14 protein-coding genes and 1 pseudogene are annotated in these 12,321 nt (G+C 39.3%); 8 read left to right on the top strand and 7 right to left on the bottom strand.

Features of this window, described 5'->3' with window-relative positions:
- Positions 1-12: 12 nt before the first annotated feature.
- The 3 genes from H6G73_RS12615 (at position 13) to H6G73_RS12605 (ending at position 4,245) form a co-directional block, all read left to right on the top strand.
- On the top strand, positions 13-777 hold the full coding sequence (locus H6G73_RS12615) for a class I SAM-dependent methyltransferase (RefSeq protein WP_190604874.1): 765 nt from the start codon (positions 13-15) through the stop codon (positions 775-777).
- A 66-nt stretch (positions 778-843) separates the two neighbouring features.
- Positions 844-2,001 carry a DegT/DnrJ/EryC1/StrS family aminotransferase gene (locus H6G73_RS12610; protein ID WP_190604872.1) on the top strand — a complete coding sequence of 386 codons (1,158 nt, stop codon included), beginning with the start codon at positions 844-846 and terminating at the stop codon, positions 1,999-2,001.
- Positions 2,002-2,052: 51 nt separating this feature from the next.
- Positions 2,053-4,245 (top strand): GumC family protein, encoded by a 2,193-nt coding sequence (locus H6G73_RS12605; RefSeq protein WP_190604870.1) that lies wholly within the window; start codon positions 2,053-2,055, stop codon positions 4,243-4,245.
- Positions 4,246-4,261: 16 nt separating this feature from the next.
- Here H6G73_RS12605 and H6G73_RS25115 read toward each other — a convergent pair whose 3' ends face one another.
- The 3 genes and pseudogenes from H6G73_RS25115 to H6G73_RS12590 form a co-directional block, all read right to left on the bottom strand.
- Positions 4,262-4,435, bottom strand: a complete 174-nt coding sequence (locus H6G73_RS25115; RefSeq protein WP_199317717.1) for a tyrosine-type recombinase/integrase — start codon at positions 4,433-4,435, stop codon at positions 4,262-4,264.
- Between the two features lie 115 nt (positions 4,436-4,550).
- Positions 4,551-4,767 (bottom strand): annotated as a pseudogene (locus H6G73_RS12595) (hypothetical protein); the annotation flags it as partial.
- Complete coding sequence (locus H6G73_RS12590) at positions 4,724-4,933, bottom strand: hypothetical protein (RefSeq protein ID WP_190604953.1); 210 nt, start codon at positions 4,931-4,933, stop codon at positions 4,724-4,726. The pseudogene H6G73_RS12595 and the gene H6G73_RS12590, both read right to left, overlap by 44 nt.
- Before the next feature lie 9 nt (positions 4,934-4,942).
- Here H6G73_RS12590 and H6G73_RS12585 point away from each other — a divergent pair, with 9 nt between their 5' ends.
- The 3 genes from H6G73_RS12585 (at position 4,943) to rpsU (ending at position 6,990) form a co-directional block, all read left to right on the top strand.
- Positions 4,943-5,797, top strand: coding sequence for a 3'(2'),5'-bisphosphate nucleotidase CysQ family protein (locus H6G73_RS12585; RefSeq protein ID WP_190604868.1), 855 nt, complete (start codon positions 4,943-4,945; stop codon positions 5,795-5,797).
- A gap of 486 nt (positions 5,798-6,283) precedes the next feature.
- Positions 6,284-6,601, top strand: coding sequence for an RNA recognition motif domain-containing protein (locus H6G73_RS12580; RefSeq protein WP_190604866.1), 318 nt, complete (start codon positions 6,284-6,286; stop codon positions 6,599-6,601).
- Positions 6,602-6,792: 191 nt separating this feature from the next.
- Entirely contained in the window at positions 6,793-6,990 is a 198-nt protein-coding gene (gene rpsU, locus H6G73_RS12575; RefSeq protein WP_190604864.1) for a 30S ribosomal protein S21, read from the top strand.
- A gap of 26 nt (positions 6,991-7,016) precedes the next feature.
- On the opposite strand, the gene H6G73_RS12570 is transcribed toward rpsU, so the two are convergent.
- From H6G73_RS12570 to H6G73_RS12555, 4 genes are all read right to left on the bottom strand, one after another.
- Positions 7,017-7,592 carry a phosphatase PAP2 family protein gene (locus H6G73_RS12570; protein WP_190604862.1) on the bottom strand — a complete coding sequence of 192 codons (576 nt, stop codon included), beginning with the start codon at positions 7,590-7,592 and terminating at the stop codon, positions 7,017-7,019.
- Positions 7,593-7,709: 117 nt separating this feature from the next.
- Positions 7,710-8,597, bottom strand: a complete 888-nt coding sequence (locus H6G73_RS12565) for a hypothetical protein (protein WP_190604860.1) — start codon at positions 8,595-8,597, stop codon at positions 7,710-7,712.
- 44 nt (positions 8,598-8,641) lie between these two features.
- Positions 8,642-9,151 (bottom strand): hypothetical protein, encoded by a 510-nt coding sequence (locus H6G73_RS12560; protein ID WP_190604857.1) that lies wholly within the window; start codon positions 9,149-9,151, stop codon positions 8,642-8,644.
- Between the two features lie 64 nt (positions 9,152-9,215).
- Positions 9,216-9,890, bottom strand: a complete 675-nt coding sequence (locus H6G73_RS12555; protein WP_190604855.1) for a class I SAM-dependent methyltransferase — start codon at positions 9,888-9,890, stop codon at positions 9,216-9,218.
- A gap of 139 nt (positions 9,891-10,029) precedes the next feature.
- On the opposite strand from H6G73_RS12555, the gene H6G73_RS12550 reads away from it, so the two are divergent.
- Positions 10,030-11,670 carry an ArnT family glycosyltransferase gene (locus H6G73_RS12550; RefSeq protein WP_190604853.1) on the top strand — a complete coding sequence of 547 codons (1,641 nt, stop codon included), beginning with the start codon at positions 10,030-10,032 and terminating at the stop codon, positions 11,668-11,670.
- 76 nt (positions 11,671-11,746) lie between these two features.
- Entirely contained in the window at positions 11,747-12,214 is a 468-nt protein-coding gene (locus H6G73_RS12545) for a MarR family winged helix-turn-helix transcriptional regulator (protein ID WP_190604851.1), read from the top strand.
- Positions 12,215-12,321 lie beyond the last annotated feature (107 nt).

Raw genomic sequence — 12,321 nt, 5'->3', positions numbered from 1 at the left:
GAGTATAAATTTATGCAAACTGAAGTTAAACAGTTTTACAGCACAGTAGATTTTGATGTTTGGGCGACAAAATCAGGCTTAAATCCTGATGAAAAGTACATCATTGAAACTTATTTAGACAAACATAAAAAAACTGTTGATGCTGGAACAGGAGGAGGTCGTATCTTATTAGAAATGCAAAAGATGGGATTTACTTCACTTTATGGCTATGACATTGTTCCCGAATTAATTGCAGTGGCAAGACAAAAAGATTTAAGTGGTAGCATCAATTTTGAAGTAGGCGATGTCACTAGCTTAAACTATGAAGACTCATTTTTTGAACAAATTCTTTACATTCAGCAGATTATTTCTGTTCTTAATAGTGAAACTGAAAGAAAAAAGGCTTTAAAAGAAGCTTATAGAATTTTACAACCAGGAGGAACAGCCCTTTTTTCGTTTATTAGTTTTGAAACAACTACTGGAGGGTTCATTTACAATTTATATTTGATATATTTGTCTATTATTAGAAAAATAAGTAGCTCAAAGCTATCCATTCAATACTTTCCCTATAATTCTCATGGTGGCAAATTCAACTTATTAGGTTTCTTGCTAGGCAAAGGACCTTACTTATATAGATATAAGGTGCAAGAAGCTTATGAAGATTTACAAGCAGTTGGTTTTCAGGTTATTGCTATTAGTTCTCGTGAACAAATTAGGAAAAGAAGTATGTACAGTACCTTGGAGGAAATGCGTCAGCAGCCAATTAAAGGGGCAATTTATTTTGTATGTAAGAAATAAACTTCTCTAGGTTGAAAATCTCCCCATCCCTATCAACAAATATCGCTATATTCTAAGTAACAAACAGTGCTAAAACCTATTCTTATTTCTACTCCTCACATGGGCGATCGCGAACTCGAGTTTGTGCAAGAAGCTTTTGCTACTAACTGGATTGCACCTATCGGCCCCCATGTAGACGCTTTTGAACAAGAATTTTGCCAAGTTACAGGTGCTGGTTATGCTGCTGCTGTGAGTTCCGGGACAGCGGCGATTCATTTGGCTTTGCGCTTAATTGGTGTGGAAACTGGGGATGAAGTTTTTTGCTCAACTTTGACTTTTACTGCCACTGCTAACCCAATAATTTATCAGGGAGCTAGACCAGTATTTATAGATAGCGATCGCACTTCTTGGAACATGAACCCCAATTTGTTGCAGGAGGCTCTAGAACAGCGTGCCCGCATTGGTAAATTACCTAAAGCTGTAGTGCTTGTACACCTTTATGGACAAAGTGCAGATATCGAGCCAATTTTGCAAGCTTGCAATCAGTATGAAATTCCTCTAATTGAAGATGCTGCGGAAAGTTTAGGCGCTACCTACAAAGGAAGTTCCCCCGGTACTTTTGGCAGCATTGGAATTTACTCTTTTAATGGTAATAAAATCATCACTACTTCTGGTGGAGGAATGTTAGTTTCTCAAGACCAAGAATTAGTTAGCAAAGCGCGTTTCTTAGCTACCCAAGCCCGCGATCCCGCACCTCACTATCAACACTCAGAACTTGGCTATAACTATCGCCTCAGCAATGTTTTGGCGGGAATTGGTCGCGGTCAATTGCGCGTTTTGTATGAACGAGTCGCCGCTAGACGACGCAACTTTGAAATTTACTCCGCTGCTTTAAATAATCTACCTGGCATAGAATTTATGCCAGAAGCTGATTATGGCATCGCTACTCGTTGGCTTACTTGTTTAACTATTAATCCTGCTGCATTTGGTGCAGACAGAGAAACAGTCCGCCTCGCGCTGATGGAACAACAAATAGAATCTCGTCCTGTTTGGAAACCTTTACATCTTCAACCTATTTTTGCTGAGTGTGAATGTTTTGGTGGTGCAGTAGCAGAAAATTTATTTGCCTCTGGTCTTTGCTTGCCTTCGGGGTCAAATCTTAGCACTGAAGAGTTAGAAAGAGTAATTAATAGCATTCAATCAGTTCATGAGTATACTAAAAAATATTTAACTATTTACTCTTGATTTAGTAATTTTTCATTTTCAGCATTAACAATAACTGAAAGGTAAAATTATATGGAATTACAAGAATCTTACATATCACTCGACAAATATGGGCAAATAATCAAGCGGCGTTGGCTGCCTGCTGTAGGGGTTTTTTGCTCAGTTTTTGTAATCGTTCAATTCACTATAAGCCTCAAAAAACCTATATATGTAGCAGAAGGCAAATTACGCTTTCAAAGAATTAATACTACTTCTTCGCTAACAGGTGTAGGCATCGAACTTGGCAAATTAGAACCACTGGCTCAAAATAATCCCGTCAATACGGAAGCAGAAGTGATACAATCTATCCCAGTGTTGCAAAAAGTTATAGATAAACTTGAACTCAAAAATAAAAAAGGAGCGCCGCTAAAACCAAAAAGTTTATTAGATAAAATCAAAGTTAAAGATGTTAAACAAGCTGATGTTTTAGAAATATCCTACCAAAACACAAATCCAGAATTAGCAACGAAGGTAGTAAATACCTTAATGCAAGTTTATTTAGATAAGAATGTATCTTCTTTGAGAACTGAAGCGGCAGCAGCTCGTAAATTTATAGAAAAACAATTACCAAATGCCGAATTAGTAGTCCAAAAAGCTGAAGCAGAACTCGCTGATTTTAAAGAAAAATATAAAGTTGTTTCTCTCCAAGAAGAAGCAACCGAAGCAGTAAAAGTAATCACAGAACTAGAGAGACAAATTAGTGACGTTAAATCTAGGCTGGCTGATGCTGAATCACAGTCTCAAGGAATTCGTAAACAGTTAGAGATGAATACCCAACAGGCAGTCATGACCACTGCTATTAGCCAAACAGCGGGTGTACAAGAAATTCTGAGAGAAATTCAACAGCTAGAATCACAATTAGCAGCTAGGCGGACTGTTTTGCAAGATGACCACCCGCAAATTATAGATTTAAAAGATAAGTTAAGCTCATTAAATGACCTGATGCAAAAACGTATACAACAGGTCACAGATACAAATCAACCACCACTTAATAAGAACTTACAACTAGGACAGTTACAACAACAACTATCTGCCAGATTGGTAGAATTAGAAACAAATAGCCTTGGGTTAGGAAGCCAAGCAACTACTTTATTGAAATTACAAGCTGCTTATAAAGAAAGGCTTAACAACTTGCCAAGATTGGAACAACAACAGCGCCAACTAGAACGTAAAGTACAAGCCGCCCAATCTACTTATTCACTGTTACTCCAAAAACTACAAGAAAGCCGTATAGCAGAAAATCAAAATGTCGGTAATGCCAGCATTATATCTGAAGCTGAAGTGCCAGAAGAGCCTGTTTTCTCTCCGATTATTTCATATTTGAGTGCAGGGTTATTAGCTAGTTTATTAGCTTTAGCAGTTGTGTTTGTGTTGGAATCAAGTGATAGATCGATCAAGACGGTAGATGAAGCCAAAGAATTATTACAATTTACTTTATTAGGCATTATTCCCAATTTTAAGAAGTCGAGAAAACTGCCTGTTAATAATGAAGAAATAGATTTATATAGTAGAACGCTGGTAGTTCGCGATACTCCTCGCTCTCTCATTAGTGAAGCTTACCGGATGCTGCGGGCTAATCTGCGGTTTATGAATGCTGATAAGGAGTTAAAAGTAATTGTGGTGACTAGTTCTGTACCTCAAGAAGGTAAATCAACCGTAGCTGCTAATTTAGCGATCGCGATCGCGCAAATGGAAACTAAAGTATTACTGATAGATGCAGACTTACACCGACCAGTACAGCACAAAATCTGGGAACTCAACAATATTCAAGGTTTAAGTAATTTAATTGTGGATCAGGTAGAAACTAATACAACCATTAACCAAGTAATGGATAATGTAGATGTTCTGACTTCTGGAGTAGTGCCTCCTAGCCCTGCATCTCTCTTAGACTCCAAACGTATGGCCACCTTAATTGATACTTTCGCTGCTAGCTACAACTTTGTTATTATTGATTCTCCCTCCTTAAATGTAGCTGCTGATGCTGCTACTTTAGGACAAATGGCTGACGGCGTTTTGTTGGTAGTTCGTCCAGGAATAGTTGATTTCGGTAGTGCTACTTTTGCTAAAGAATTTTTAGAAAAATCTGGTCAGAATGTTTTAGGACAGGTAGTAAATGGTGTGATAGCTCACAATGAACGCTACAGTTATTACTTGGCTGAAGAAGATTATCCGCCAAAGAAGATAACAGGAGAGCGATTTTTTTCGGGGGAGATGGGCAAGAATTAGCCAAGGGGTTTAAACATCAATCATCCCAAAGCCCCTGAAATTTGGTAGATGCAAGTTTGGTGTAACGAACAGTATACTGAAGATTTTTATACCCCAAATAACTCTGAATTGTTCGGGTATCAATGCCTCGATTCGCCAGATAATAACCTGTTCCATGCCACAGCATATGAGCATGAATAGCGAAAGGCAAACAAGCTAACTCACCAGCAGTAACTTGAATGAAAAAATGGGCTTTTAGCTCACGTTATGCTGATTCTGGTTTGACTACACTTGTTCATTACCTCCAAGCGTCGTTCATTTATCTAGTTTGCTGACCAAGGGGCATCTGTCAAAAAGTGGTGTAATCTGTAGTAATTCACCCCTACGGCGTTCCCAGACATCTGTAACAGGTTTTTCGTCTCACTTTCTCCCAATAATCCCTGAACTCCCTTTTTTGTGCTTGATGATTAAATACATCATCAAACCGTTCGGCTGAGGCTCACGGCGAAGCCTTTGACACCATTTTTCTCATCTTGGGGGCATGGCTGTGGGTGTTGTCTCTTGGGATAGTCTTTTGGTTATTACCGTAAAAATATATACTAGCTACTATGGAAGCGATCGCTACTGTCAATGTAGACAGTAAGCCGAGTAGAATCATACATAGCCTTTTGTTCCGAAACCACACACTCAATACTTTAGGGATCATCATTGATTAAAAATGAGAAATTTACCAGAAATACTCATAAAAACCCGTCAAATCGGTTGGGGTGCAGCTAAGTTATTGAGTTCTTACTATCATGGCACTGCCCAGGACTCTCATCTAGATATTCAATATAAAGATAACGAACCAGTCACAGCAGCAGATGTAGCGGTAAGTCACTACATTTTATCGGCATTGCAATCTGCTTTTGGTCACCAAGACTTTGGTTATATCAGCGAAGAAACTTATCAATCTCAACCAGGCAAACATCCTGCTGAGTGGGTATGGATTATTGACCCCTTAGATGGTACAAGGGACTTTATCAATAAAACTGGGGAATATGCCATTCATATTGCTTTAGTACAAGGAACAAGACCAGTTTTAGCAGTAGTTGCTATCCCAGAAGCACAAAAGATTTTTTATGCCACCAAAGGAGGAGGAACTTTTGTAGAAACAGCAGCGGGTTCTCAAAAATTACAAGTATCCTCTCAACCTAGCATTGAAGATTTAGTTGTGGTAGTGAGTCGTTCCCACCGAAATCAAAAGTTAGAATTTTTACTCAAAAATTTACCTTGCCAACAGCAAAAATCCATAGGTAGCGTCGGTTGTAAAATTGCTGCGCTGGTGGAACAGCAAGCAAATATTTATATTTCTCTGTCTGGTAAATCTGCACCCAAAGATTGGGACATGGCAGCACCAGAACTAATTTTAACTGAAGCTGGTGGTAAATTTACACACTTTGATCATTCACCTTTGCAATACAACACCGGCGATATTAATCAATGGGGTGGTTTGCTAGCTAGCAATTCTCAAGACCATATAAACCTGTGTAATTTAGCAGCGAAAATTCTAGAAGATTTTGTACCTGAATAATTAGACCTCTTCAGAAATTCAATATGTGTTTTCCCGCACCCTGCTCAATAGGTTATAGGAAGCGTCTATAGGTAAACCTGCTGGCACTAGACACAAGTTTGCGCTTTTACGTGAGTTTAACAGTAAAATTACATAATTAAATCACGTCTTTGCGTGATACTGGCTCACATTTTCAATCACCAATGCCCAGAAAAAGAAGCTTGCAGAAGCTTGGAGAGAAAAAACACAAAATTGACCTCTTTCCGCAGACATATTTTTAACGCTAAAATTCATGGTACAAAATGTATATACTGTTACAAATTCTTGCTTTTCAGATTTTCAATCTACATTTATGAGAAAATGTAACTCGTTACGAATTCAATTTAAAAACCAGTGCTATACTTGAGGGCATAAGGATTATTTTCGGTTGAGTAGGTCGTTTTTATGATTTTTAAATGCGTCTCTCCGAATCTAAATCTCTACATCCTCTGATTTAGGAGAGCGGATATGTCAATTTATGTCGGAAACTTGTCTTATCAGGTAACATCTGAAGACCTCAAGATGGCTTTTGCTGAGTACGGCACTGTAAGCCGAGTACAATTACCTACAGACAGGGAAACAGGTCGTCCTCGTGGCTTCGCCTTTGTAGAAATGTCTTCCGAAGCTGAAGAAACAGCTGCGATTGAAGCTCTCGATGGCGCTGAATGGATGGGACGCGATTTAAAAGTAAACAAAGCTAAACCTCGTGAAGAAAGAAGCCCCTCTCGCGGTGGTTGGGGTGGCAATAGCCGTAGCAACCGCGGTGGTGGTGGCGGTCGTTACTAAAAGCTTTTTTAAACTTTTTTAATATCTAAAATTTCCAGCAGATACAGTCTTTGGCTGAATGCTGCTGGACATTTTATTTTATCCCTAGTGCAGATTGGCGGTAATGAAAATATCACTCTCATCGGAGGGAAAGCTACCGCATAACAACTGTACTTACACGCAACAACTCATCCAGGAAAGGAGGAATCCGAATGACGCAAGTAGTATTGGGGGAGAATGAAGGGATAGAGTCAGCGCTAAGAAGATTTAAACGGGAAGTTTCTAAGGCGGGCATTTTTCAAGATATGCGGAAAAAACGCCACTTTGAAACACCTTTAGAAAAAGAAAAGCGGAAAGCTGTAGCCAGACACAAGCAGCGTCGTCAACAACGTTCTCGCTTCAAGAGATAATCACAGCTTGGTTCTGACAGAGTAGTTTAAAAAGAGCCTACTATCTGCATCCCAACAATGGATTCACCCGAACTACCACTGCTAATTAGCGGAAATAGTATTAATCCATGCTTTTGACTTAACTCTAATTTAGCAGTGAGATATCCTAAAGCGGCTCCTGCTAAAACTTCGGCCAGACGATGACGATTGAGATTAAGTCGGGAATAAGAAATCAGTGTCGCGCCAGAATACCACAGGATAGCAGACTCTGGGTGATAGTGGCTCTGCATAGTTGCAACAGCGAAGGCTGCTGTAGCATGACAACTAGGGAAACTATCACGGGAGTCTGAGTCTGGTCTTTGGACATCGGTAATTTCTTTTAAGCTAATACAAAGTAAGGTGCTGGTTCCGAGGGAGTCGAATGTGCGGAGAGAACGCTGTACCCCTTGTTTACCATCTGTGAATAGGGGTAAAAGTGTACCAGCGCCTAAATAAATTGCTGTCCCACCACCAGAGATGAATCGAGATACATCCTTGTCAACGGTTTGTGCGATCGCTTGGGGAGCGAACATGGTACAGTAACAAGCGATGATAGCAGCAGGTAGGGTTTTCAACCAAGACATAAAAGTCTATATCGGATTAAGAAAAACCCAATATAGCAACCTTGATAGATATTCAGTTCAGTAGTCAGTATGAATCAAAAATCATCACCAACTGACTACCTGACCAATCAGCCAATCTTAAATTTCTGCTACGGCTCTTTCAATTAAGCGTCTAGCTAAAGTTTGTGTCCCGGTGTGTTCATAGTAATTGGTAGACACATCTAAGAAAGCTGCGACATAATCTAATTTATCGTCAGCGAAATCTAAAAATCCTTTTAAGTGACCAAGGACATTTTGCGCTGTTAAGGCATTGGCTGCAACAATACCATTCATCCAACCTTTCACCGAGTCTACACTTTGACCCAGAAAGTCTAATTTGCCACCTGTGCTACTACCAGGAATGGTATCTTTAATGGTTCGGAAAGTCGGGTTTTGGTCTAACTCTTGGGGATTCATCTGACTGAGTAAACTTAATGATTTGGTGATGAAATCAGGGCCAAGGGGAAGTACACCATCAACGCAGACTAAAGCCACCATGCGGATGAGGGACTCACCTCCATATTCACCCAAAGCGCCCACAAAATCCCCAATGCTATCACCAGGAATACCATTAATTTGACAAAAGGCGATTAATTCCGCCACAATTTTTAATGTTAAATCGATGGTTTGTGCTTTGTCTGGTTTGGGAGTGATGGAGTTTAAGAAACCAAACAGAGGAATAGATTCACCCACCTTGTTAGCCAAAGCTGCTGCACCTAGAGCTTTATCTGTACCATCAACGGTTTGATAAAGCCACAATGCTGTCTGGTATCCTTGAGAGCGATCGTTAAATAAATAAACTGCTCTATCACCAATTTGTTGAATTAAACTTTCGTCGGTTTCACCAGTAACGGTTTTAATGGTATTGACAAAACCAACTGTATTTTGCCATTCCCCCGGAGCAATAAAATCTAAAGCATTTAATAAAGAAATCGTTAGACCACTAGTAGGTAGTTGGTCAACTAACTCGAAAATCGGTTTGCTCACAAAAATCTCCTAACTTGAGTTTTAATTAATATTGGCGATAGATGTTATTTCAATTTCCCTAGACCACTGAGGTCAAACTTTTCTAACCAAGTAGCGCGATCGCTGGCTGTAAATGTGGGATCTTTAGAAATAGCCTTGACTTGATATTTGCCAACTAAAACAGATGTCTGCGTTTTACCAGTAGTCACAGATGGATAACCACCAATTTTCTCAGTGCTGTTGGCATATTTTGACGCTACTCCTGGGGTGCTAGTAGTATCAGAAATTGCCAGTTGGGCCACCACTTTGCCATCTTTTTTCAAATTCGCTTCTGAAAAACCTTTTTTCTCTTGTACGTAAACTCGGTCATAGCCATCTCCCTCATCAGGGAAGAATTTGTTTAATTTGCTACCTTGAGTCGCATTTTTAGCAACGGCTTGACCACTAGTTTGTCTACTACTTTCTTGTTGTGCTTGATCAAATCGACTAGGTGCTTTTGTAGAACAAGCTGTTGTCAGTAGTAACACGGAAAGTAGCATAGCAGCTACCATTTTTCGCCCACGAGTTAAAAACACGTTTGCTTTCTCCTATACACTTAAAGCTTTGAGGCAATTATCTGCTCTATGGTAACCATCAGCCCTAAAAATTTACCTTTTGATCATTATTGGTAGCTGCGCGTTCAGCCATCACGGCATAAAAGGGATCTCCTCCGGGTACACCCAACCATTGTAAAAAAACTGGTGCGCTTGGCTGATTAGCAATCACCTTAGGGGTACTAAATCCCGATACTGAAGCAAAATAACGTTTCACTAATTCTACTCTGGCAGCTTCCGAACTATCCCGCCAAGCCTGAATCGCTTTGTGAAAAAACATCCGATTAGAAAAACTGAAAATAGCTATCCCCCCAGGTTTTAAGATGCGATGCACTTCTGCAAATACTGCTTCTGGATATTGTATATACTGTACGGAAACACAATTGATCACTGCATCGAAACTTTGATCAGATAAAGGTAGCTGGGGGTTAGCATTGATGTCTTGGACAAAATAATGATTTAAACGTGGGTTGCGTGCTAATTCTTCATCATTGAGTCCATGTCCTTCTACATGAGCAAAATTTATCTCTGGAGGAAGATGGGAAACCCAACTACTCATCATGTCTAATATCCGAGTGTCTGGTTTCAGTAACTGACGATATAAATCTGTTAATTGTTGAATAAAACCTACATCGACATGGGTGACAAAACGTGGATAAGCATAAAATAATTTGTCGTCTGAGTCATCTAACTTAAGCCGTTGATCGGGACGAAGCAGCATAAATTGTGGTTCAGGTAAATTATAGGACTAAATTGTGGCTAGCAAGAAGCGTCTTTTTTTTGTATACTAACCTACATTCATTTTACCTAAGGGTTTCGCTAAATTTCTCAGACATTTATTTGCAATTCTCATTTATATAATGTTGTCTAAATATCGATTCATTACACCTATTCACCAAATCATCTCCTTTCTGCAAAAATTTCCTCAATGTAGTTTGTTAATTTGGATACTACCTTTATTACTATTTAGTTCTGGTGAGACGAGTTTGATGGCTCACGATGAAGGACTCTATGGGTGGCGATCGCGGGAAATGTTTGAGTCTGGTGACTGGATAGCACCTTGGGGACAAGCCCATCATAAAACACCAGGTTTTTATTGGCTGCTAGCTATTTTTTTTCATCTGTTTGGTGTGAGTGATAGTGTTGCTAGATTACCTGCCTTTCTTGCTGGCATTGGCTGCATTTTTATTATTTATGAAATCGGCAAAATCATCTTAAATCCAAGATTGGCTTATCTATCTGTAGCAATTTTATATGTAGAGTATCTTTGGTTGCAATATTGTCGCTTATCAACACCAGACATGGCGACAATGTTATTAATATTTGGCGGGATTTTAGCATTACTCAAAGCAGAAATATATCCCCAAAATAAGCACGTATTAGCCTTTATTGCCGGATTGAGTATAGGGTTGGGATTCTTGATTAGAAGTTTTATGATTTTTCTGCCTGTCCTGGCTTTATTCCCTTACTTAATTTGGCAACAGCGACGGCATCGGCATTCAACCAACCCTATGATTTATTTGGGATTCTTAATTGGTTTAATTCCCACAGGCATTTGGTTATATTTTAACTGGTTACGTTATGGTTCTGATAGCGTTGGTCAGTTGCTAGGTTTTGTGATTAGGATAGGTGTAGAAAGACATAATAATACTGACATTTCATTTTATTTGTGGAATCTTCCTTTAAAGTCCTTTCCTTGGTTTTTTCTGGCAATTATTGGACTAGTTTTATTAATTCGTCGTCCCCACAATCGCCACTATTTCCTATTGGTAATCGCGCCAAGTATTTTATTTTTTGCCTTAACTATATTTTCTAGTCGTTTTTCTCACTACAGTCTGTGGTTATATCCCTGGATTGCTTTTTGGGCTGCATTGGGATTGGATTGGTTAGGAAGTATGTATCAAAACAGATTCACTAGTCATACTGCATTAAATCAAACCAAAAAATATGTGTGGAATTTACCTCGTAATCTTAGCTATGCCTTGGGAATTTTAGGCATAATTTTTGTCATTGCCGGACTGGTGATTTTATCTCTATCTATGGTAGCCATTCGTCAATATGCCATTCTAGGATTAATAACAGGTTTGGCTTGCTTACTACCTCTGGCAGTATGGATAAGTAGAGTCAATTTCCAACAGAAATTTCTCACCAAAAATTACTGGATAGCAGCTTGGTTGATGACTGGTTGGTTTTCTCTGGCAGCGGCTGGCAGCTTAGGATTATTAGGTGATTTAAACCCTGATTTGCGGACATTTTTTCAGCGTGCAGATATAGCAGAAATTCTTCGTAATCATCAAATTTATGCTGTAGAGAATGAAGGAAAAGACTCTGTTCTCATCTATTTTTATACTCCTCAGGCTTTGAAACGAGTTAACTCTATTTCTCAAATCCCAGGTGCTAGCTATACTTGGGTATATACACAACCACTCCCGGATTTATCTCGACCTCATCGGGTAGTAGGAACAGTGAGGGACTATCAACTCATTCAAGTGTTACCATAAGGGGATGAGAAATTTATCTTGCCAAGGAGTTAACTATTAGTTAAAATAATATTACGTATGCGAAATATTTTAACCGATGGTTACTCAATCTGAGTCTTCACCAGTATTAGAATCTTGGCAACAAGTTCTAGCTCCTTACAACTTGGGCTATAGAATTAAATTGCTATCCCAATTAATTACACGCAAGTTTACTGATCGCTTAGAACCACTAGGTTTAACTCCATTTCACTGGCTAGTGTTATGCTGTTTATGGCAAGAAGATGGTTTACCTACATCTAGTATTGGGGATAAACTCCAGCAGGTAGGAGGAACTTTAACGGGTGTGTTAGATCGGATGGAAGAACGGGGTTTAGTCCGACGGGAAAGGGACACACACGATCGCCGTATTTGGAGAATTTGGTTAACCCAAGCTGGTAAAGATTTAGAAACTGTGCTACCTCCCATCGCTGCGGATGTGCGGGAGGAAACGATGCGCGGGATTGCACCTGCTGAACGGGAGATGTTTTCGCAGATTTTAAATCGAGCGATCGCTAATCTTTCTTAGTAGCCATTATCACTCCTGGGTTTGAGATGAAAATTGGTGATTTTTGCTAAATATTACGTACCCTAAATACACAATTTATAATATTACGTGCTTTAAATAAATTCCAT

The sequence above is a fragment of the Richelia sinica FACHB-800 genome (assembly GCF_014698825.1).
Lineage (GTDB): Bacteria > Cyanobacteriota > Cyanobacteriia > Cyanobacteriales > Nostocaceae > FACHB-800.
Note: the sequence above shows the minus strand (reverse complement) of the source record. Positions and strands in the feature narration are given on the sequence as shown.